Origin of the sequence: Glycomyces salinus (assembly GCF_016428645.1) — a bacterium.
Classification (GTDB): domain Bacteria; phylum Actinomycetota; class Actinomycetes; order Mycobacteriales; family Micromonosporaceae; genus Glycomyces; species Glycomyces salinus.
Window position 1 is genome coordinate 1 of the sequence record NZ_JAELXW010000084.1, and the last position, 22,641, is coordinate 22,641.

The following is a 22,641-nucleotide window of genomic DNA, read 5'->3' on the forward strand; positions in this document are numbered from 1 at the left end:
ATGGTGACAGCCCAACCAGCGATTGCCATCACCCGCAGGGTGGGAAAGCTTTCATGTTCTGCACCCGGGGCCGGCTGCGTCCCAAGCGATCCACGCTCGGCACCGCACACGCCCGACAGAAGACGAACCTCCCTCGCGGCAACCCGGGGCCACCCGGCCCGAGACACGCCGCAGACACCAGCCCTCCACACACCTCTTCGTCGCTGACCGCCCGAAGCCGGGCCCAATGCGACCCGGCCATCGCCTACAGCCCAAGACGACTCAATCGTTGCTGCCTGAGTTCGACCGACTCACCCGTGCAGCGGGAACTCGGCGCGGCGGGCCCAGCGCTCGCCGTCGTAGACGAACAGGCCGATCGAGGAGACCTCCGCGGCCACCGGCAGGCCCGGACCCACCGCCGACTCCACGCCCCGCAGCACCGGGTGCTCCTCGCCGTTGGCCACCGTCAAGTGCGGAACCAGATCGGGGTGCTTGCCCGCGTAGGGAGGCGCCTCGGGCCACCGCTCCACGACCGACTCGGTCAGCGCACGGAACGGCTCGTCGGGCGTCGGCTCCAGATACAGCAGATCGGGGAAGTACGCGCAGCGCTCGAAACGGACCGTGAAGGCCCCGAAGCCGCCGAAGAGGGCCCGGAGCTCCTCGACGACCTCAGTGTCGAGGAGCTCGGCGTTCAAGAACGGCGCCAGCACCGTCACGTGGGCGGGGACACCCGAGGCCGCCGACGGGTCGAATCGCTCACGCCACCGTCCCACCAGCGGCTCGGCCTCCTCGATCGTGGCCAGCAGCGCGGTCAGTCCAACTTCGTATTCGGTCACCCCTCCATATTCTCCGACTCCCGCCACACTCGCCCACCCAGTTCGGCCGACTACATTGGCCCGATGGCCGACCGAACCGAACGGGCCCCGGTCCGAGACCGCGCTCAAGCCGAAGTCCCGCCCGTGGCGACCAACGTGATCGGGCTCGGCGGGACGTTCACCGACCCGCTGTGGAAGGCCACGGTCCGACTGCGGCCCGCCGAGACCGACCTGCTGCGCACCGAACCGCTGCGGCGCCTGCACTTCGTCTCCCACGCCGGCGCGTCGGCCGTCACCACTCTCCAGTCCTACTCCAGGCTCGAACACACACTCGGCGTCCTGGCGGTGGCCGCGCACTTCCACCCCGACGACGAGGTCCTGCGCGCCGCTGCCCTGCTCCATGACATCGGTCACCTTCCGCTCAGCCACACCCTCGAAGGACTGGCGGGCCTGGACCACCACGCCATCGGCGAGCGGCTGCTGCGAACCGATCCGGTGCGCGCCGTCCTGGCCGACCACGGCATCGACGCCGACGCGGTCGAGTCCGCCCTCTCCGGGCCCTCACCGCTGCGCAACGGCTCGGGCCTGCTGAATCTCGACCACCTCGACTCCTTCGCACGCTCGGCCCGCGACGGCGGAAGACTCGAGATCGACCCGCCCGAACTGCTGGCCCTACTCGACCTGCGCGAAGCGGCGGTCTCCACCGACCTCGAAACGGCCCGGACCCTGATCGACCTGGTAATCGCTGAGGCCCACCTGCACACCTCATGGGACAACATCGGCCCCATCTCAACCCTCCGCCGACTGGTCGGCCGACTGCTCGACCACGGAGCGGTCGCCCCTGAGACGCTGGCGCGGATGACCGACGCGCAGCTGTGGGCGTCCCTCGAATCCCATGGCGACACGCGCACCGAGGCCGCCAGGCTCCGCTACGAGCCCCACCGCCTTCGGGTCGCGCCCGGGAAGCCCGCCGATTCGCGCTCGTGGTGGGGATTCTCGCTGCGAAAGATCTACCGCTCCGCCCCGCTCATCGACGGCCGCCCGACGAAGACCGCCGCCCCCGAACTCGAAGCGGCGCTCGACGAACTCACCGACCTGCCCACCGACTTCCGCATCCGCTGGGGCTGAAACCGGTCGGGTCCTGAACCGGTTCTCCAGGCCGCTTCCGTAGGATCCATCCTGACGCCCCATCCCACCGAGAGGACGCCATGGGCCGCACCACCCCTGTCTTGAAGATGTACAACCTCGCCCTCACTCCGGCCCTGCGCTCCAGGGCCGATCCGGACGCCGCCTGGGACAAGGCCATCGCCGGAGCCGAGCGCATCGCCGGCATCGAGGTCGGCGACGAGCACGAGCGGTGGATCGAGGACTTCCGCTTCCTCATCCGCTGCGTCGCCGACGTCCCCGGGCTGACCCCGATCGGCTGGATGACGACCATCATGGACGCCAGGCAGCGGATGGTCAACCGACTGCGCATCATGGACCTGCACCGGCGGCATCCCGAGATAGCCGAGGAGCCGATCCGGCGGCCGGTGTTCGTCGTGGGCCTCCCGCGCACCGCGACCACCCTGGCGCACAACATCCTCGCCCTATCTCCCGAACACCGCGGCCCCAAACTGTGGGAGATGATGTACACCGACGTCAAACGGGACCAGGAGGTCGAGCAGAAGCGCATCAAGGCCGTCCGCAGGCAGTTCAACACCACCCGCTTCGCGCCGGACTTCGACTTCATCCACCCGGTCGACGCCGAGAAGCCCGAAGAGAGCATGTTCCTGCTGCCGCACGGGCTCTACCACGTGCTGTTCCACGCCCCGATGCCCCGCTATCGCAGCTGGCTGTCCGACCGCGACCCCGCCCCCGACTACCGGTACCTCAAGGCCGCGCTCCAGGTCCTCCAGTACGGCCGCCCCACGAAACGCTGGGTGCTGAAGTACCCGATGGACCTGGACAACATGTCGGTGATCCGCCGGGTCTTCCCCGACGCGAAGTTCGTCTGGACCCACCGGGACCCGAACACCGTCATGGGGTCGCTGTGCTCGCTGGCCGACCTCGCGCAGTCCCTGTTCGTGCGCCGGGTCGACCGGGCCGAGCTCGGCGCCTTCGCCCTCGAACTCATGACGGAGATGGTCGAGCGCGGCCGGTCCTTCCGGCAGCGGCACCGTGACTCGGTCATCGACGTGCCCTACCACCGGCTCGTGTCTGCCCCCGAGCGCTACGTCCCCGAACTGTACGAGCGCCTCGGCACCCGCTGGACCCTCGCAGACGGCGAGCACCTGACGAACGTCATGCGCAACCCCGTGCGCGACCGAAAGCACGAGTACACCCTCGCCGCCTATGGTCTGACCGAGGCGGGAGTCGAGGAGGCATTCGGCGACTACATAACCTGGAACACCACTCTCAACAGCTGAATTGAAATATTGGAATATATGGTGTAAAGTCCGGCTGTGGTGGACAACGTTATCCATCCCTGTTCGCGGCGGCCCTCCCCGGCATCGCTCGCCGCACGGCGCAAAGGAGCACCATGTCAGGCAACGACAACCAGAAGATCCCCGGCGGAAGTCGCAAGCGGCGGCGCATATTGCAGGGCTCGATCGCCGTGGGCGGCCTCGGCATCGCCGGACTCGGCGGCCTGGGCATCGCCTCGGCCCGCGAGGACGACGTCCCCAGCGCGAGCGAGGACGCGACCGCCTTCCAGAGCACCCATCCCGGGATGCTCCACACCCAAGCCGACCTCGACCGCATGGCCGGGAAGGTCGCCGACGGAGCCGAGCCCTGGATCTGGGGCTGGGACAAACTGGTCGCCAACGACCACTCGCAGAGCGGTTGGGTGCCGCGCCCGGTCGAGGAGGTCGTTCGCGGCAGCACCGACAAGCCCGAGAACTACCCCTTGCTCTACAACGACATCCACGCGGCCTACCAGAACGCGCTGCGATGGAGGATCACCGGCGACACCGCGCACGGCGACACCGCCCGAGACATCTGCAACGCCTGGTCGCAGACGCTGGAGTCCATCTACTGGCCCCCATCGGACTCGCGCCTGGCCTCAGGCATCTACGGCTACCAGTTCGCCAACGTCGCGGAGCTGATCCGCGACTACGACGGCTTCGACCTGGGTCGGTTCCAGCAGATGATGATGGACGTGTTCTACCCGCTCAACAGCGACTTCCTGGTGCGGCACAACGACACCTGCGACAGCCACTACTGGGCCAACTGGGACCTGTGCAACATGGCGTCGATCATCGCCATCGGGATCCTCTGCGACGACGACTCGCTGTTCGACGAGGCGATCGACTACTTCTGGAACGGCGCGGGGAACGGCGCGATCGGCAACGCGATCCCGTTCGTCCACGACGGCCTCGCCCAATGGCAGGAGTCCGGCCGCGACCAAGCGCACTCCATGATGGGCATCGGCCTCATGGCGGCCTTCATGGAGATGGCCTGGAACCAGGGCGTCGACCTGTACTCCGCCAACGACAACGCCTTCGCCAAGGCCGCCGAGTACGTCGCCCGCTACAACCTCGGCGACGATGTGCCGTTCACCACCTACAGCTGGGGGTTCGGCCACAACTGCGACTACCGCGAGCACACAGCCATCTCGGACGCCTCACGCGGACAGGTCCGCCCGGTGTGGGAGATGGTCTACGGCCACTACACCCAGCGCCAGGGGTTCGCGATGCCCAACGTCGCCCAGATGGCCGGGCAGAACAGCCCCGAAGGCGGAGGAGGCGACTACGGCTCGACCTCCGGAGGCTTCGACGCCCTGGGCTTCGGAACACTCTCCCACGTCCGCCTCCACTGGAACGACATCCCAGCCGACCTGACACCCCTCTAGCGACCGGGCCCGCCGCCGTGCCACCTCCACTCGGAGGAGGCACTGCGCCGGGCCCGCATGCCTACCTTCGTCTTCGGGCAGCGGACAGCCATTCGAGGGCGTGGCTCGCGACGGTGACGTCCAATTCGTCCAGTTCCTCTACCGCTGATTCGAGTGCAGTTAGGTCGATATCGATGTTCCCTTCGAGCTCTCGGAGGACCGATTCTCCGAACTCCGTGTCTCGGTCGAGTAGCGCCATGGCGGCCCAGCAGCGCCCGGTCGCGTCGCCAGACTCGTCGGTCGCCTCCCGTCGCAGCAGTTCGAGCCCGATCGCCTGGCCGTGGGCGGTGAGCCAGTCCATGGCGGTGATTCGGGCGAAACGGTCCAACGAGGAATCGGTGGCGTAACTGCCCAGAAAGTCCAATCCTTCGAGCCGTTCGTACCCCGCCAGAAGGTCGGCAGCCCAGACTCTGAAGGTGTCGGATGGATGCGGCTGGGCCGCGTTGTACCGCAGCAGTTCGATGCCTGCAATTCGGTCGTGGCTCGCCAAGAGGCCGGCGGCGGTGAATCGCGCATGGTCGCTGAGGTCAGCGTCGGTCGCGAGGTCACGCAGCCTCGAAAGCGTCGAGGGGTCGATAACGGCCAGTCGATCGGCGGCTTCGACTCGTGCACGCCCGTCGAAGGAATCCTCGTTGGCGTAGGCGCGCAGCAGAGTGATCCCAGTTTGCCAATCGAGCTGCGCGAGGTGGCCGGCGGCTATCGCTTTGGTCAGGTCGTCGCAATCCTCATCGGTGGTGAAGTCGTGAAGCAGATTCCGGCCGAGGCAGCGGTCATACGAGCCAAGCCACATCGCTGCGGTGCATCGGTCGGCGCGATCGAGTCCGGCATCAACGGCATACGAGTGAAGCAGCGGTGGGCCCGTCCGTCGGTCGAGTTCAGCCAGCGTCCTAGCGGCATCGATGCGCCATCGGATCGGTAGGGAGGGATCGGACTCGAAACCCCGCAGTAGTTCCAGACCCGCTTCGCGGTCGATCTTCGCCAGGCTTCTCACGGCGGAGACCCGCGTTCCGATAGTGGCGGACCGATCGGCGACGCAGGCATGCAACGCGTCTATGCCGTCCTCACGAGCGTATTCGGCCAGGCGAGCGGCAGCTTGACAGCGGGTGAAAGGCGAGAGGCCGGGATCCTTGGAACCCTTTCGAAGGATGGACAGCCCGGTCTCCCGGTTATATTTGCTTAGCTGATGGGCGGCATGGATCCGATCCGAATCGGAGAACGACGTGTCCGTGGAAAAGCGACGGAGCAATTCGATCCCGAGGTTCTGACCGTATTCGGCGAGTTGCTCGGCGGCGGCTATGCGTCCACGGCCGTCCATCCTCGGAGAGGAGGTCAAGGTTCGCAGGAGCTCCAAACCCTCCACGCGGTCGAATGCCATCAGGTGCCTTGTCGCTGAGACTCGGATCTGACCGTGGATCAGCGGATCGGCGGCATGGGTTCGAAGTGCGGCCAGACCCTCGTCGCGTACGATCCTGGTCAGCGCTTCAGCCGCACTTACACGGTTGAACCCATTGACCGTGGGATCGGAGGCGAATCGGCGCAGCAGCGCGAGGGAATCCATGGGGGCATGGATGCTCAGCTCACGCAGTGCACTGGTGCGCATGTCGTGAGGCAACAGGGTGTCCTCCGCGAGTCCGCGGAGGAGCGCTATACCCTCGTCGTAGTCGAATGTAGTGAGGCTTCGCGCCGCTCTCACCCGTGCTAGGTGGTCCAGTCCGGGATCGGTGGCGTGCGATCTCAGCAGCGGTATTCCGGCTTCTCCGTCCTCTCCGGTCAGGCTTTGTGCAGCCTCGACCTTGGCGAGATCGGGAAGGTATTGATCGGATGCGTACTTGCGGAGCAGTTCGAGCCCGGTGTGGCGATCGTGGTTCGCGAGGTACCCTGCCGCAACGATTCGGTCGAACTCATCGAGGGAATCATCTTCAATTATTGAACGAAGCGGTGTGAGATCCTGTTCCGGATCATGAATGGCGAGAAGATGAGCTGCATAGACTCGGGCTGAGTTGCTGATCGTCGCTTCGGCAGTGAATGAGCGGAGTTGCGGCAGACCGTCCGCACTGTCGTGGCTTGCCAAATGACCAGCGGCATTTACTCGGCTGTGGTCGGAGAGGCTGGGATCGGCGACATATCGCTTCAACAGCGCGATGCCGAGCGCACGATCGTAGACGACGAGATCGTCGGCAGCGCTGACCCGGGCGTGATCGGGCAAGAACGGGTCGGTCGCAAACTCGCGCAGCAGCTCGATACCTGGTTCCCGGTTGTACTTGGTGAAGTTGCTCGCTGCCCAGGTGCGGAGAAACTCGGCGTGGACGGAATTGGTAGCAAATTCTCGCAGCAAGGTGAGTGCCTCCTGACGTTCGTACGCCGCGAGGCTTCCTGCTGCGGTGACCCGGTAGAAGGGCTCGAATCTGGTACCGGTGGCGATTGCGCGGAGTCTGGCGACTCCCTCTCGGCGTTCATGACTCGCGATCTTGTCCGCGGCGTCGACCCGCAGGTGCTGGCGGAACATCTTCGAGGTGGCGAAGTCGCGCAAGTGGGCGAGACCGGCCTCACGGTCGTACTCGGTCAAGGCGTCCGCCGCTCGGATCCGGGCGAGCGGGTCGAAGCTACGGTCCGCCGCGAACCCTCTGAGCCGATCTACCGCCTCCGGATCATGCTTGGCCGCTTCAACGACTATCCGAGTGACCGTGTAGTCCTCCGCTTTCCGCCGCTCCGCGAAGGACAGGAGCCGCGAGCGCGCCTGCTCGATCGCGGCGAGCATGGCGATGACGGACCACCACGCGTCCCTCGGGTTCGGCGGAATCTGCTCGACGCAGCGCTCGATGAGCCGTTCGCGCATCGCCTCGTCGATCTGGCCGCGCTCGTCGGACACGCAGAGACCTTCGGCCGCACTCCATCCGCAAGCAGTAGCGTGGCCGGGCTCGGCGAGCATCGCATCGGTGAGTTCGCGCCTGCGCTCCATGGGCAGCCGGTCGAACGCGAACACGGTGCCGATGCGGCGCTCCGGGTCGTCGAAGCCCTTGTTCCAGTCGCCGAGATCGCCGTACGTGTCGGCCAGCGAGCGCGCCGCGAGGAACTCGGCGAAGGTCTTGTGGAGGAACCTCGGCTGGTCGGAGTTGACGTCGTGGACGAGGCCGGTCGCCTCAAGCAGCGTCTTGACGGCCGTCCAGAGTCGAGGCTGCCTCGGGTGCAGCCGTACCCCCAGCAGCTCGCAGGCGATCAAGGTAAGCGATCGGCCGCTGGCCTCCAAGTGCAGGGTGGCCAGCCGTTCGAGGAATCCCCGGACCGAGGCTTCGACGCCGGAGCACCCGTTGGCCTCGCCCCATTCCGTCAGGAGACCGAGGACGGCGTTTCCGTCCGCGTGTCTGCTGTTGAGGCGCTTGGTGAACTGGGAGATCCAGTGCTCGACCGCGTCCGAGTAGATGTCGATGCGGCGGGCGGGGATGCCGGAAGTCTGCTCGTCGTCGAAGTAGATGGCGGCGGCGACCCTGGCCAGCAGCGGCAGCCGCAGCAGTTCCAGGAGGTTGTCCTCGCCTCTCCACCGCTCCAGGAACTGGTCGGCCTTCGCCTCTGCCGCGGCGTACGCGGCCGTGTCACTCTCTCGCTCGCGAGCGCTGGTCTCCCGTCGGATCAGGAAGGCCCGCAGTTGCTCCGGCGTGAACGGCTGCAACCGGAATTCGGTGACACCGCGGCTGTCGAAGCTGCGCCAGCGTTCGTCGGTCAGACCGCGGGTGGTGACGACGTACTTGACCGGGCCCGCCGCCCCGGATGCTTCGTCGATCGCCTTGAACACGATCCGCTCGACGTCGGCGCGGTCGTCGGCGTCGGTTATCTCGTCGAAGGCGTCGATCATGACCAGCCACTTCAGGCCCTTGCCTGGCGGCCGACCGAGGATGTCCCCGCCGTGTTCACCGAAACCGTCGGCCAGGCGGTCCTTGCCGACGAGGCTCCGGGCCGAGATCAGCAGCGGCACCATGTGCCGCACTCCGGGGTATTCGCGCGCTTCGGCTCCGCCGCCGGATCGGGGGCGCCTGCCCAGCTCGTTGTCCCAGAACTGCAGCAGGCTGGTCTTGCCGATGCCGGCTTCACCGGTGATGGCGAGGTGCAGGTAGGCGGGGTCTTGGAGGACCTCCTCGAACGAGACGCGCTGCTGCGAGGTGGAGTCCTTCTGCTGCTGACCCGCCGCTTGCTCTTGGGCGCCGCGGCGGTCCGAGTCGGTCAGGTCGTTGTCGGTGTAGACGACGATGAGGTCGGGGAGGGAGTCTCTGTCGTAGGGAAACCCGCCGCTCGGCGCCGCGTGTTCGCGGCAGAACTTCTGCGCGTCCGGATCGAGCGGCCGACGGTTCTTGGAGCGCAGCCGGATCGCCGTGGCGATCGCCGCCGCCGCGATGAGATAGGCGGCCGCGGGGATGACCCAGCCGAGGGGAGGATTGAGGAACCCTGTAACTGCGGTGACCGCGGCGGCGACACCGGCGGACAGCGACCACCACAGGATTCGGCGGCGGGCGGTCGGCGGTGAGGCCGGATTCGGGCTCGAATCGGAGCGGCGGGCGGCCGCCTCGATGATCGAGGGGGTGGTCATGATCAGTGCCGACAAGACGGTTGCGGCAGGGGCGAGCCACACTGCGGCATTCATCATCCCACTCTATCGGCATCCGGCTCATCGTGTTGCGACCGAGATTCCCCTCTACGGACCGAGTGTCCTCCGAATCCGGAAGCGCTCGGCACTGTGGACTGGACTCGTCGCGCCTTCGATTGCGACATCTCCAAGCGGGCCCGACTCGGGAGATTGGCGACCCTCCTGATGGGCAATCGCTTACTTGCTGGATTGCCGTCGCACGCCAGGAGTCGTACTTTCGGTCAGTCGGTTGGGGAGGATCGGGTTATGGATAAAACGACCAGCCCCACGAAACACGAGGCACGACCTGGTATCGCCCCCACCCGCCAAGCGCGCAATCCATTCGACTCAACGGCCCGCCCCGCAGGCGTGGCCATGCCGCGCGCCGGTTCGAACGATGTTCTACCACCGACCGGCGGCCCCGGCGATCAGCAGCTCCACCTGTGCCCGAAAAGGAGGGCACCTCAGCTCGGAGGCATCTATGAATCTAAGACCAACGTTGCGAGTGTGCGTATTGGCCGCGGCCACGGCGCTCGTGGCCGCCGGGCTCGCCACCTACTTCCTCGCGCGTCGTGGAGGAGGTGCGTCGGGAGCCTGATCAGTGTCGGTGCGGGCCCGGCAGCGACTGCCGGGCCACGCGTCCGTGACTCCCGATCGTCGGACCGCTCGCGTACCTTGTTGCCCATGGCCGGTGAACTGTTCGACAGGGAGCGGACCGAGGTCGCTCCGGGAGCCGTGTGGGTGCCGGGGTGGCTCGGCGAGTCCGAGCAGATCGAGCTGCTCGCCCGGTGCCGCGAGTGGGCGCGCCCGCCCGCGGGGATGAGGACGGTCCGCACCCCCGGCGGCGGCACCATGAGCGCCAAGCAGGTGTCGCTCGGGTGGCACTGGTTGCCGTACAAGTACACCGAGCACGCGGTCGACGGCGACGGCGCCGAGGTCAAACCCTTCCCGCCGCTGCTGGGGGAGCTGGCCGAGCGAGCGCTGGCGGCCGCCTATGGCGGCTCGGACCTCGCCGGTCCGACGCCGTACGACATCGGGCTGATCAACTTCTACGACGCCGACGCCCGCATGGGCATGCACCGCGATTCCGATGAGCGCTCGGACGCCCCGGTGGTGTCGTTCAGCCTCGGCGACTCGTGCCGCTTCCGGTTCGGCAATCCCGACACGCGCGGCAGGCCGTACACCGACGTCACCCTCGCCAGCGGCGACCTGTTCGTCTTCGGCGGACCGTCGCGGCTGGCCTACCACGGCGTGCCGAAGGTCTTCCCCGGAACCGGACCGGCCTGGCTGGACCTGGACGGCCGAGTGAACATCACCCTGCGAGTCAGCGGCTTCCGCACGTCGGAAAACGAGTGACAAGGCGCGCCAGGAGGCAAGTAGGATCGCTGCGATGGTCGACGCCTGGAACGAGATCGCCGACTGGTTCGCCGAGCGCCAGCGGGCCGGCTCGGCAATGCACGAGTTCGCCCGCGACATTCTCTTCGAACAACTCCCGACCGAACTGCGCGGACTGCGCGTGCTGGACATCGGATGCAGCCAGGGCCTGCTGACCCGCGCCGCCGCCGAACGCGGAGCGAAGGCGCTGGGCATCGATCCGGCGGAGCGCATGATCGAGCACGCCTTGGCCGCCGAGGCCGAGACGCCGACCGGTGCCGAGTTCGCGGTGGACGACGGCTGCGCTCTCGCCACGGTCGGGTCCGCCTCGAAGGACTGGGTCATCGCGGGCCTGTCGCTCAACAACGTGCCGGATCTGGCCGCCTGCCTGCTGGCCGTCCGCCGGGTGCTCGTGCCCGGTGGCGGACTCGTGGCCGTCATTCCGCATCCGTGCTTCGAGGCCCCGCACGCGAGCTGGACGGGCGACCGGGATTCTCCGCGCCGAGTGGTGGGAGACTATGCGACCGAGGGCTTCTGGCGCTCGGACAATCCCCAGGGGGTGCGCCGGGCCGGGAATCGGCATCGCAAGCTCAGCACCTATGTCGCCGCCTTGATCGAGCACGGGTTCGCCCTCGAAGCGATGACCGAGCCGGCCCCCGACGAAGGCGTGGTCGCCGAACAGCCCCGCCGCGCCGGGCTGCCGCCGTTCCTCGTCCTGCGGGCGCGGCCCGACGTGAACGGGACGGCCGCGGTTGCCCCTCGGGCGTGAGGCGGCCGCGCGGCGGAGGGGCGTCCGTCCTCCGCCGCGCGGCCGTATTCAGGGGAGAGCGGTCAGGTGGCGGTGCAGGTGACCGCGGGGGAGGTGCTTTGGCCGGAGGCGATGAAGCCCCATGCGCTGCGGGTCTCGCCCGCCGCTATCGGGCCGTTCCAGCCGGCGTCGGTGGCGGTCACCGAGGACCCGGAGCCCGACACGTCGGCGTTCCAGGAACTGGAGATGGACTGACCGCTCGGCCACGACCACTCCAGGGCCCAGCCGCTGATGGACTCGGCTCCGGCAGTGATCTCGACGTTGCCCTGCCAGCCCGAGCCCCAGTCGTTGACCACGACGATCTCGGCGGTGCAGCCGCCCTCGACCGGGGGAGTGGTCTCGTCCGGGGGAGTGGTCTCGTCGGGCGGGGTCGTGTCGTCCGGCGGGGTGGTCTCGCCGGGATCGGAGCCGAGCGTCGGCGTCTGCCAGTTCCGCCACTGGCCGAGGTCGGCCGGCCGGTTCGGGCTGACGTCGAACACGCCCGGGGCGCTGTCCGAGTCGAGCAGGAACGCCCTGATGCTCTGCTGGATCGGTCCGCTCCACTCCGGACGCGAAGCGCAGTGGTCGCCGTTCTGCACGTCCGAGATGTAGGAGATGTTCGATTCGGCCCCAAGCGCGCGGTAGACCTCGCGCCCGCCGAGTGCCCCGAGCGCTCCGGAGGAGGCGCCGAGCCAGTCGACGTGCGGGTTCTCCATGACCAGCAGCCCCCTGGGGGCGATCATGCCGACGATCTGGTGCGTGTCGACCGGAAGCCCGGCGGGGTTGGAGGTGTAGTCGCCGAAGGCGTCCCCGAGCCAGGGCTGCTCGCCGTAGGCGCTGCTGAGCGGCTGCGCGCCGCTCTCCTGCGATACCGAGCGGAATGCCGGGACGCCGCCGGTGCCGGACTCGACCGGCATGGTCAGGTCGATGCGCTGGTCGAAGGCGCCTGCGATGAACGCGCCCTTGCCGTAGCGGGAGCAGCCGGTGACGCCGGTGGAGTCGGTCAGGACGTTCCCGCCCGAGGACTCGATGACGTCGATGATGCGGCTGACTCCCCAGGCCTGCGCCATCAGGATGCCGGTGCTCGAGTTCGAGCCGTACAGGTCGTAGAAGGCGCCCTCCTTGTTGGACCGGCCGGTCCCCTCGGCCCCGACCGCGCCGGGGTCGTAATTGACGACGGCGGCCCCGGCGCCCAGGATTGCGTCGGTGTCGGCGCCGAAGCCGCCGTAGACGATCACGGCCGGGTGCGGACCGGAGCCGCCGGGAGTCTGCACCGAGGCCGAGAAGCTGGTGCTCTGGCCGTTGTCGGTGACGTTCACGGTGATGTTGGAGCCCGAGACGTTTCCGGTGACCGAGTCGGGCGGGGCGGGCTTGTCGCCGTAGACGGCCGACTCGGCCAGCTCCTTGATCTCGGCGCGGCGGCACTCCCATTGGGAGACCGAGGTGATCGGCGTGCCGTCGATGCTCGTGAACGGGTCGGGCAGTTGCGAGTTCGAGCCCGGCGACCCGGGCGGGAGGTCGCAGTCGGCCCCGTCGAACTCGGAGAGGGCCTCGATCTGCGTCGGCGCGGCGCCCTCTTGGGCGTCGGCCGCGAATCTCGGTACCAGGGTCATGGCCGCGGCGACTGTCGCGGCCGCGAGCGCGACCAAGGTCGCGCGCAGGCGTTTCGATGATGGCATGGCGGAGCGTCCTCTTCTCGTGCCAAGGGTGGAGGTCCATCATCGACGGTGAAGGGCGGCGTTCGGCGGGGTTGCCGCGCGCCGGCGTCGAGCGCTGAACACTCGCACCGAAAATATCGGTGAAAGTTCCAGTGAGGGTGCCCCAGAGTCTATATCGAAAATTTTCGATACGCAACGATCGGCCTTCAGGCCGCCACCGCTCCGTCCTCGGGCGGGTCGGTGTGCAGGTCCGACAGCGCCAGTATCCGCAGCCACTCCCGCGAGCCCGCCTCCACCGGCTCGGCCGCCGCCTCGCGCACCGCTCGCAGACCGCCCTCGGCCTCGGCGCACACCAGCGCGTCGCACTGCTCACCGGCGACCCGCCGCGCCTGCTCGTACAGCAGCTCCGCCTCGGCGACCTCGCCTCGCGCCAGGGCCCTGCGGCCCATCCGCGACAGCGCCCGCGACCGGTCGCTGTCGAGCCCGAGCGCTTCGGCCGCCTCCAGCGACCTCCGGTCGAGGAGATCGGCCCGCTCGCCCGCGCCCGCCTCGTTCGCGGCCCGGCTGAGCAGGTCGACCGCCTGAATCTCGCCCCACCGGTCGCCGACCGATTCGAACCCGGCCAGGCTCTCCTCGGCCCGCTCCCTTGCCAGGGCGACGTCGTCGGCCAGCATCGCGGCCATCGAGTCGGTCAACGTCGCGGCCGCCGCGCCCCACGCCCCGTCCGGGACGACCACCGGGACCGGCTCACCCGGAGGGATGCCCATCGCCGTGCGAGTGGTCGACAGCAACCACGCGGCAAGCCGCACCGATTCCCCGAGCGACCCACCGGCGTCCGGGACGGCCTCCAGTCGGACCTCGGGCCCGGCCGCGTCCCCGTCCTCAGCCGTGCGAAGCCGCAGGACCTCGGCCCAGCAGCGTCCGGCCCACGCGGCCGCGCTCTCCGGATCGGCCCTGTCCATCGCCGACCGCAGGGCCTCCCGGGCCTCGGTCAGCCGCCCGGTGAGCGCCCAGAACCACATCAAGTCCAGCACCAGCGGCAGAGGGTCCTCGCAGGTACGCAGGGCCAGCCGAAGGTTCGGAGACTCATCGCGCAACACCGTCAACGCCTCGCTCTGCCCGGGCCCGCGCAGTCGCGGCGTCCACCGCGCGACCAGACCGCGGGCGTGGTCGAGCAGCCGCGAGGCCACAACGGACTCCTCGCCGGACTCCCGCAGGCGGTCCAGGCCGAACGCCCGCACCGACTCCAGCATGCAGTACCGGGCCCGACCGTACTGGTCCAGCGCCACCAGCGACTGGTCGACCAGCGCCGGGATCGTCTCCAGCACGTCCACCTCGGGTCCGCACAGTGCTTCCGCGGCCTCCAAGCTCCAGTCCTCGAGGTAGGACAGGCGCCGCAGCGCCCGCCGCTGCTCCTCGTCGGCCAGGTTCCAGCTCCAGTCGATCGCCGCCTCCAGGGTCCGATGCCGGTCGGCGCCGGACCGCTTTCCGCCGCCCAGCAGCCGGAACCGGTCCTCCAGGCGCCGGTCGACCTCCTCGGCGCCGAGCGAGCGCACCCGCACCGCGGCCAGCTCCAGCGCCAGCGGGAGGCCGTCGAGGCGGCGGCAGATCCGCAGCGCCGTCTCCGGCGCGGCCACCGTCCCGCCCGCCGTCCTCACCAGATGATCGAACAGCCGGTAGGCACCGAACGCCTCTGGATCGGCCGCCTGGTCCCCGTCCGGGAACGACAGCGGCCCGAGGGCCATCACTCTCTCACCCGGCACGTCCAGCGGCGACCGGCTGGTGGCGATCACCCGCAGTTCCGGCCCGGAGTGCAGCAGCTCGGCCACCACGGCCGCGATCGGGCCGACCGCCTGCTCGCAGTTGTCGACCACCAGCAGCATCCGCTTGGTCAGCACCGCGCTGTAGAGCCGGTAGGCCAGCCCCGGCGACTCGACGCCCGCGGAGGCGTCGTCGCGGACCCCGAGCGGTTCGGCCAGCGCCCGCAGCACCTCGTCCTCGCCTCCGCGCACGGCGCCCAGATCGGCGAACACCGCCCCGTCGGGGAAGGACTCGCCCGCCCGGCGGGCCGCCTCGACGGCCAGGCGGGTCTTGCCCACGCCGCCCGGCCCGGTCAATGTCACCAGGCGCGAGCGCTCGATCAGTCCCGCCAGCTCCCGCGACTCTGCCTCGCGGGCCACCAGCGGCGTCAACGGCGCGGGCATCCCGGCCCGCGGCGCCTCGGCAGTCGGTTCGGGCTTCACGATCGGCCGCTCCTGCCGGAGGATCTCGGTGTAGCACTCGGCCGCCTCCGGGCCCGGGTCGACGCCGAGCCGCTCGCCCAGGCGCTCGGCCAGCCGCCGGTAGACGTCCATCGCCTCGGACTGCCGCCCGGTCTGGTAGAGGCACCGCATCAGCAGCACGTGGACGCGCTCGCGCAGCGGATGCTCGGCGGCGGCGCGGTCGATCTCCCCGACCACCGCCGCGGCCTCGCCGTGCTCGATGCGCAGCTCGACGCGGCGCTCCCAGGCGCCAAGCCGGGTCTCCTCCAGCTCGCCGGCGGCCGCCATGGCGAACCGCTCGTGCCGGAACTCCCCGAACGGGTCGCCCCGCCACAGCTGCTCGGCCGAGGCCAGCAGCTCGAGCGCCGACTGCCGGGTCGCCTCCGGCCCGGCGTGTGCCACCAGCGCCTCGAACCGGCCCGCGTCGGTCCATTCCTCGTCCACCTCGAGCCGGTACCCGCCCGACTCCCAACGCAGCATGGACCCGGCGTCGCCGCCCGCGCGCTTGATGACCTGCCGCAACTGGGAGGCCTTCGACCGCAGCACCGCCTCGACCTTCGCCGGGGGCTCGGCGCCCCACAGGGCGTCGGCGATCTTGTCGGCCGACACCACCTTGCCCCGGTGGATCAGCAGCAGCGCCATGAGCGCCCGAACCTTCGCACCCGGAATCGCGACCTGATGACCCTCGCCGTCCCACGCCGTGATCGGGCCAAGCACTCCGAACCGCATGGCGCAACGGTAGCAACCGGCCCGCGTCACCGGCCCCTTCCGAAGCCCTCGCCCGAGCGCGGTTCCGGTTCGCCGGAACCGCTCCGGAACGAATTCGGAACGCCGCCGGGCCATGTTCGGTCCCGCGACGACATCGCACCCTGTACCGCCTGAATCCGCCGAACCGAGAAAGCCGAGGTCCCGAAATGGTCGCCTCCGAAGTGAAGACCGAACCGCTCGCCTCACGCCAGTGGGCGATCCTGATGTCGCTGTGCGGCATGGCGTTCTGCGTCGTGCTCGACACCTCGACCGTCGTCACCGCACTCCCGTCGATCCGAGAAGACCTCGGTTTCTCGGCCACCGGGCTCCACTGGGTCATCACCGGCTACGCACTGGCCTTCGGCGGCCTGATGCTCCTGGCCGGACGCCTGGCCGACTACTTCGGGGGCCGCCGCACCTTCCTGGTCGGCGTCGCCATGTTCACCGCCGCCTCACTGCTGTGCGGCCTGGCCTGGACTCCCGAGGTGCTGGTCGCGGCCCGCTTCGCGCAGGGCGCCACCGGCGCGCTGGTGCTGCCGTCGGCCCTGTCGATCATCATGAAGGTGTTCGAGGAGGGGCCGCGGCGCAACAAGGCTCTGGCCCTGTGGTCCTCGGTGGGCGGCCTGGGCGGCATAGTCGGCTTCATCGTCGGCGGGCCGCTGACCGACGGCCCCGGCTGGCCGTGGATCTTCTACATGAATGTCCCGATAGCCGTCGCCGTGTGGTTCGCCAGCCTGCGGCTGATCGGCCCCGACGCCCCGATCGAGCGCCGCGGCGCCTTCGACTTCACCGGAGCGGCGACTGCCACCGGCGGGCTGATGCTGCTGGTGTGGAGCTTCTCCGAGATCCCGAACAAGGGCTGGGGCCACCCGCACACGCTCCTCGGCGTGCTCGGCGTAGTAGTCGCGGCAGCGGTCTTCACGGCCGCCGAAACCCGCTCCAAGTCTCCGCTGGTTCCGTTCCGTCTGTTCCGCAACTCGACCTTGAGCTCGGGCAACATCGCCTTGTTCCTGGCCGGGTTCGCTCAGCAGGGGCTGTGGCTGGTCCTCTCGCTCCACCTGCAGGGCGTGCACGGGCTTTCGGCGGTCCAGTTCAGCGCCCTGATGCTGGTGCCTGCGGCGGTCGGGTTCGGCGGCGTGGTGGTCGCCCAGCGGCTCACTCTCCGCTTCTCGATCCGCTCACTGGTGACGGTGTCGATGCTCGGGGTTGGGCTCGCCGCCCTGCCGCTGACGGCGATCTCGGCCGAGGACGCGAGCCTGCCGCTGATCGTCGTCTCGGTCGCGGTGCTGGGAGTCTTCTTCGGGATCGCCATGGTCACCTGCTCGATCGCGGCCCTGTCGGGGGTCGACGAGTCCGACCACGGCATCGCCTCCGGCGTCGAGGAGAGCACCTACATGATCGGAGGCCCCCTCGGTGTGGCGGCCGCTTCCACGATCATCGCCTGGATCGCGGCGGGCGCCCCCCAGGCGTTGACGGCGGCCGAGGCCGCGGCCGCCGGACATAGGTGGGCCGTCGGCGTCCTCGCCGGAGCCGCCCTGCTCAGCCCGCTGATCACCCTGCCGCTCATGAGAGGGTGCGGCCGCTCCGGTCGGCGCTCGGTCGGCTAGCCGAAATGCAGCCCCGAGTGGACCGGGTGGTCGTCCGTCCGCGCCGGCGCGTCCGGCGGCGGGGTGACCGAGAGCCGAACGGCGCGGGACCTCGGTCCGGGCCCCGGCGGGGCGAATTAGGATCGGCTCATGTCCGATCCGGGGAAGCCGACCATGAGCGACGTGGCGCGCATGGCGGGCGTCTCCAAGATGACAGTGTCCAATGTGGTGAACAATCGGGTGCCGGTCTCGGACGCGGTGCGGCAGCGGGTCCTCGAGGCGATCCGCGAGACCGGCTACCGGCTCAACGTCACCGCCCGCGTCCTCAAGTCCGGGCGCACCGGCGTGATCGGGCTGGCCGTGCCCGACATCGGCCACGCCTACTTCGGGCACCTGGCGACGCTGGTGATCGCCGAGGCCCGGCGGTACGGGCTCCACGTCGCCCTGGAGCAGACCGGCGCGGCCGAGGCGGGGGAGCTGGACGCGATCGCCCAGTCCCACCGGCTCCAGTTCGACGGCCTCATCCTCAGCGCCGTCGGCGCCGACCCGGGCACCCTCCGGCTCCCGGCCGGGAACTTCCCGGTGGTCCTGCTGGGGGAGCAGGGCTTCAGCGGCCGCTTCGACCACGTCCTGATGCCCAACGAGGACGGGGCGAAGGCCGCGACCCTCCACCTGATCGACCAGGGTTGCGAGCGGGTCGCGTTCCTCGGCGCCGGCGAACTCGACCGCCTCTCGGTGGCCTCCCGCCGCCAGCGGGGCTACCTGGCCGCCTTCGCCGAGCGCGGCATCGAGCCCGACCCGGACCTGATGGTGCCCCTGAGCGGCTTCGACCTGACCTCGGGCCGGGAGGCCGGGCGGTGGATCGCCGACTCCGGGCTCGGCATCGACGGCGCGCTCACCGTGACCGACTCCGTCGCCCAGGGGGTGCTCCGCGGCCTGGCCGACCGGGGCGTGAGCGTGCCGGGCCAGGTCCGCCTGCTCGGCTTCGACGACATCCCCGAGGCCGCGTGCATGGTGCCCTCGCTGTCGACCGTGGCGCCCGACCACCGGTGGATGGCCGCCAAGGCCGTCGACCTGGTCGCCGCGCGCATCGGGGGCGCCGAGCACACCCCGGCCGAGCACATGGCGCCCTTCGAACTCAAGATCCGCGAGTCGACCGCCTGACTCGGCCCCGCTCACCTGAGGCGGGTCTCGAAGCTCTCTTGGAGCGCTTCCAAACGGGCCTCGTTGTGCAGTTCCGAAGCGCTCGGCGCGGTGATGACCGTGTAGATCAGGAACAGCAGCACCACCGCCGTCAGCACCGCCATCGGGAAGATCAGCTCGATCGAGTGCGCGCCGTGGACTTCGTCGCCGGTCGCCTCGCCGGCGCGCACGCCGAGCATCGCCGTGTAGTGCATGGCGTTGACCGCAATGGCCATCACGGCCGCGGCAAGCCACATCGCGGCGGTCTTCTGGAGCCGCAGCGCCAGCCACAGCGCCGTGGTCGAGGCGCCGATGGCTATCGCGATCGCCGAGGCCACGTAGGCCGGATCGTGGTGCAGCTCGATCGTTGAGTCGATGGCGGCCATGCCGGTGTAGTGCATCGCGGCCACGCCGCCGCCGGTGAACAGGCCGGCCAGCGCGAACCGGCCCACCGTGATGCGGCCCAGTCCGATCACCAGCAGGCCGCAGGCGACCACGGCGATGGCGATGAGTGCGCTGGCGGCGGTCATGAGCGGGTCGTAGCGCAAGATGGCGCCGTCGACGTCGAAGCCGAGCATGGCCACGAAGTGCATGACCCAGATGCCGGTGCCGCCGATGGCGAAGGCGGCCGGGAGCAGCCACTGGACTCGGCGGCGGGTCCCGGTGTGGAGGCGGGCCTGTCGGGAAAGCAGCAGGCCGAGGGCGGATCCGGACATCGACACTGCGAAGGCGACCGCCAACGTGATGTATCCGTGGTCGAAGTGCTCGATCATGAGGGTTCCGATGGTGGGGGATCGGTGGGTCAGGTTGATGCTAACCCTAAAGTCTTCCCTGGTGGGGCCCCGAGAACATCGCCCATCCGAATTAGTCCGAACGGCCCGGGGAGCCTGCCCGTCCGGGCATGCGCGCCGCTCTTGGGAGCGGTGCCGGATCGCGGAGCCGTGAGCCTGGTCGCGATCCGCATGATTATACCGGTAAAATCAGTGACGGCATTCACGCGCTACCGAAGGAATCCCAATGAGCGACGCTGTATCCGCGGTCGTCAACCTCGACCTCGAGGGACCGACGATCAACCGCCACGTCTACGGGCACTTCGCCGAGCACCTCGGACGGTGCATCTACGGCGGCTTCTACGTCGGCGAGGACTCCGACATCCCCAACGAAGGCGGCATCCGCCTGGACGTGGTCGAGGCCCTCCGGGCCCTCGACATCCCCAACCTGCGCTGGCCCGGCGGCTGCTTCGCCGACGAATACCACTGGATGGACGGCATCGGCCCCAAGTCCGAGCGCGCGGCCATGATCAACACCCACTGGGGCGGCGTCGAGGAGAACAACCACTTCGGCACCCACGAGTTCATGGCGCTGTGCGAGCTGCTCGGCACCGAGCCCTACATCTCGGGCAACGTCGGCTCCGGCACCGTCCGCGAGATGAGCGAGTGGGTCGAGTACCTCACCAGCGACGGCGACTCCCCGATGGTGCGGCTGCGCAAGGCCAACGGCCGCGACGAGCCCTGGAAGGTCAAGTACTGGGGCCTGGGCAACGAGACCTGGGGCTGCGGGGGCAACATGTCCGCCGAGCAGTACGCCCTGGAGGCCCGCAAGTACGCCACCTACTGCCGCGACTACGGCGACAACAAGCTCTACCGCATCGCCGCCGGAGCGGCCGACTTCAACTTCGAGTGGACCAAGACGCTCATGGAGCAGCTGAGCCACATCGGCTGCCAACGCGTCGAGCGCCCCCTCTACCAGGCGATCTCGGTGCACTACTACACGATCGCCGGCACCTGGGGCGACAAGGGCTCGGCCACGGAGTTCGACACCGACGAGTACTACACCACCATGGCCAAGGCCGCCCGCACCGACGAGCTGCTGACCGGCCACGCCAACGTCATGGACCTCTACGACCCCAAGAAGGAGATCGGGATCGTCCTGGACGAGTGGGGCACCTGGTGGAACGTCGAACCGGGCACCAACCCCGGCTTCCTGTACCAGCAGAACACCCTCCGCGACGCGCTCGTGGCCGGCCTCCACTTCGACATCTTCCACCGGCACGCCGACCGCCTGGTCATGGCCAACATCGCCCAGACGGTCAACGTCCTCCAGGCGATGATCCTCACCGACCCCGACTCGGGGGCCCTGGTCAAGACCCCGACCTACCACGTGTTCGAGATGAACAAAGGGCACCAGGACGCATCGAGCCTGGAGGTGTTCACGCCCTCCGGCCTGCCGACCCGCCAGGTCGGCGAGGGCGAGCTGTCCACGCTCTCGGTCTCGGCCTCCCGCAAGGACGGCAAGGCCCTGTTCTCCCTGTCCAACCTGGATGCCGAAGGGGCGGTCGAGATCGACCTCGACCTGCGCGGCGGCTCCCTGACCGAGGTCTCCTCGCGCGTGCTGACCGGCGAGGCGCTCCAGACCCACAACACCCCCGACGAGCCCGAGGCGATCGCCCCGCGCTCCCACGACGGGGTGACCGCGACCGGCAAGGGCCTGCGCGTCCGCGTCCCGGCCCACTCCTTCGTCACCGTCGAGGGCCGCATCGCCTGACCCCGACCGCGCCCCGGGGACCGGCCCCGGGGCGCGGTGCCGTCGGCCCGGCCCGCGTCATCGCACGCGGGCTCAGGTTTCGGGCGCGCCGGGTCCGGGCATAATGAGCGGCGTTATCGCTTGCAACGCAAACGAGGGGATCCGGTGCTCGACATAAGCGTACTCACCTGGGCCGTGACCATCGGCCTGATCGTCCTGCTGCTGGCGGTCGACCTGATCTTGGCGGCGGTCCGTCCGCACCGGGTCGGCTTCGGCGAGGCCACCGCCTGGTCGGTTTTCTACATCCTGGTCGCGGTCGGCTTCGGCGTCTGGTTCGCGAGCCAGTACGGCGGGGACGCCGGCACCGAGTACTTCGCCGGGTACATCATCGAGAAGAGCCTCTCGGTGGACAATCTGTTCGTGTTCGTCATCATCATGACCACTTTCGCCGTCCCCACCGAACACCAGCACAAGGTGCTGACTTTCGGCATCATCCTCGCGCTGATCATGCGGGCGGCCTTCATCGCGCTCGGGGCGGCCCTGCTGAACCTGTTCTCGTTCATGTTCCTGCTGTTCGGGCTGCTGCTCATCTACACGGCCGTGCAGCTGTTCCGCCACCGGGAAGAGGACCCCGACATCGAGGACAACGCGGTCGTCAAGGCGTCCAAGAAGATCCTGCCGGTCAGCGACGAGTACGTCGGCGGGAAGCTGTTCGCCAAGGTCGGCGGCCGCCGCGTGGTCACCCCGCTGCTCATCGTGCTGATCGCGATCGGCAGCGTGGACCTGCTGTTCGCCCTCGACTCGATCCCGGCCGTCTTCGGCGTCACCGAGGAGACCTACATCGTCTTCACCGCCAACGCCTTCGCGCTGCTGGGCCTGCGCGCCCTCTACTTCCTGGTCAAGGGCCTGCTCGACCGGTTGGTGTACCTCTCGACCGGCCTGGCGCTGATCCTGGCGTTCATCGGTGTCAAGCTCATCCTGCACTGGGCGCATGTGGACATCAACGAGGGCTTCCCGGAGATCCCCACCCCCGTCAGCCTCGGCGTCGTCGTCGGTGTACTCGTGGTGGTCACGATCGCCAGCCTGATCAAGACCAGGCGCGACCCCGAGGCCGTGGCCCACGCCGGATCCCTGAAGGCGTCCCACCGCGCCCCCGGCCACGAGTAGGCGGACCCGATGGCCCAGGTCGCCATCGCCGGTTGATCGATATCAGAACACCAGTTCACGGTCCCGGGGGGGGCCC

Annotated in this window: 14 protein-coding genes; 9 read left to right on the plus strand and 5 right to left on the minus strand. The window is 69.1% G+C overall.

Translation table 11 applies throughout. The annotated features are described in order from the left end of the window. Positions 1-290: 290 nt before the first annotated feature. The gene (locus JFB92_RS19275; RefSeq protein WP_199042584.1) at positions 291-815 is read right to left on the minus strand and encodes a 2'-5' RNA ligase family protein; all 525 of its coding nucleotides are present in this window, start codon (positions 813-815) and stop codon (positions 291-293) included. Between the two features lie 63 nt (positions 816-878). On the opposite strand from JFB92_RS19275, the gene JFB92_RS19280 reads away from it, so the two are divergent. The 3 genes from JFB92_RS19280 (at position 879) to JFB92_RS19290 (ending at position 4,626) form a co-directional block, all read left to right on the plus strand. Further along, positions 879-1,922, plus strand: coding sequence for an HD domain-containing protein (locus tag JFB92_RS19280; RefSeq protein ID WP_199042585.1), 1,044 nt, complete (start codon positions 879-881; stop codon positions 1,920-1,922). A gap of 107 nt (positions 1,923-2,029) precedes the next feature. Beyond that, entirely contained in the window at positions 2,030-3,202 is a 1,173-nt protein-coding gene (locus JFB92_RS19285) for a sulfotransferase family protein (RefSeq protein WP_233163533.1), read from the plus strand. Positions 3,203-3,315: 113 nt separating this feature from the next. Further along, positions 3,316-4,626 (plus strand): alginate lyase family protein, encoded by a 1,311-nt coding sequence (locus JFB92_RS19290; RefSeq protein WP_199042587.1) that lies wholly within the window; start codon positions 3,316-3,318, stop codon positions 4,624-4,626. 61 nt (positions 4,627-4,687) lie between these two features. Here the strand turns inward: JFB92_RS19290 and JFB92_RS19295 are convergent, their stop codons facing one another. Next, entirely contained in the window at positions 4,688-9,298 is a 4,611-nt protein-coding gene (locus tag JFB92_RS19295; protein ID WP_199042589.1) for a HEAT repeat domain-containing protein, read from the minus strand. Between the two features lie 666 nt (positions 9,299-9,964). Between JFB92_RS19295 and JFB92_RS19300 the strand changes: the two genes are divergently transcribed. Both JFB92_RS19300 and JFB92_RS19305 read left to right on the plus strand, forming a co-directional pair. After that, a complete protein-coding gene (locus JFB92_RS19300; protein WP_199042591.1) occupies positions 9,965-10,636 on the plus strand; it encodes an alpha-ketoglutarate-dependent dioxygenase AlkB family protein in 672 nt (223 codons plus the stop codon). Between the two features lie 34 nt (positions 10,637-10,670). After that, positions 10,671-11,423, plus strand: a complete 753-nt coding sequence (locus JFB92_RS19305) for a class I SAM-dependent methyltransferase (protein ID WP_199042593.1) — start codon at positions 10,671-10,673, stop codon at positions 11,421-11,423. Between the two features lie 62 nt (positions 11,424-11,485). Here the strand turns inward: JFB92_RS19305 and JFB92_RS19310 are convergent, their stop codons facing one another. Both JFB92_RS19310 and JFB92_RS19315 read right to left on the minus strand, forming a co-directional pair. Next, positions 11,486-13,120, minus strand: a complete 1,635-nt coding sequence (locus JFB92_RS19310; protein WP_199042595.1) for a glucuronyl esterase domain-containing protein — start codon at positions 13,118-13,120, stop codon at positions 11,486-11,488. 185 nt (positions 13,121-13,305) lie between these two features. Further along, positions 13,306-16,089, minus strand: a complete 2,784-nt coding sequence (locus tag JFB92_RS19315; protein ID WP_199042597.1) for an AfsR/SARP family transcriptional regulator — start codon at positions 16,087-16,089, stop codon at positions 13,306-13,308. A 185-nt stretch (positions 16,090-16,274) separates the two neighbouring features. On the opposite strand from JFB92_RS19315, the gene JFB92_RS19320 reads away from it, so the two are divergent. Both JFB92_RS19320 and JFB92_RS19325 read left to right on the plus strand, forming a co-directional pair. Then, entirely contained in the window at positions 16,275-17,714 is a 1,440-nt protein-coding gene (locus tag JFB92_RS19320) for an MFS transporter (RefSeq protein WP_199042599.1), read from the plus strand. Between the two features lie 129 nt (positions 17,715-17,843). Beyond that, positions 17,844-18,857: a LacI family DNA-binding transcriptional regulator gene (locus JFB92_RS19325; protein ID WP_199042601.1), complete on the plus strand. Its 1,014-nt coding sequence runs from the start codon at positions 17,844-17,846 to the stop codon at positions 18,855-18,857. An 11-nt stretch (positions 18,858-18,868) separates the two neighbouring features. Here the strand turns inward: JFB92_RS19325 and JFB92_RS19330 are convergent, their stop codons facing one another. Further along, on the minus strand, positions 18,869-19,648 hold the full coding sequence (locus JFB92_RS19330; RefSeq protein ID WP_199042603.1) for an MHYT domain-containing protein: 780 nt from the start codon (positions 19,646-19,648) through the stop codon (positions 18,869-18,871). 244 nt (positions 19,649-19,892) lie between these two features. On the opposite strand from JFB92_RS19330, the gene JFB92_RS19335 reads away from it, so the two are divergent. Further along, complete coding sequence (locus JFB92_RS19335) at positions 19,893-21,419, plus strand: alpha-N-arabinofuranosidase (protein WP_199042605.1); 1,527 nt, start codon at positions 19,893-19,895, stop codon at positions 21,417-21,419. A 144-nt stretch (positions 21,420-21,563) separates the two neighbouring features. Further along, positions 21,564-22,565, plus strand: coding sequence for a TerC/Alx family metal homeostasis membrane protein (locus JFB92_RS19340; RefSeq protein ID WP_199042607.1), 1,002 nt, complete (start codon positions 21,564-21,566; stop codon positions 22,563-22,565). Positions 22,566-22,641 lie beyond the last annotated feature (76 nt).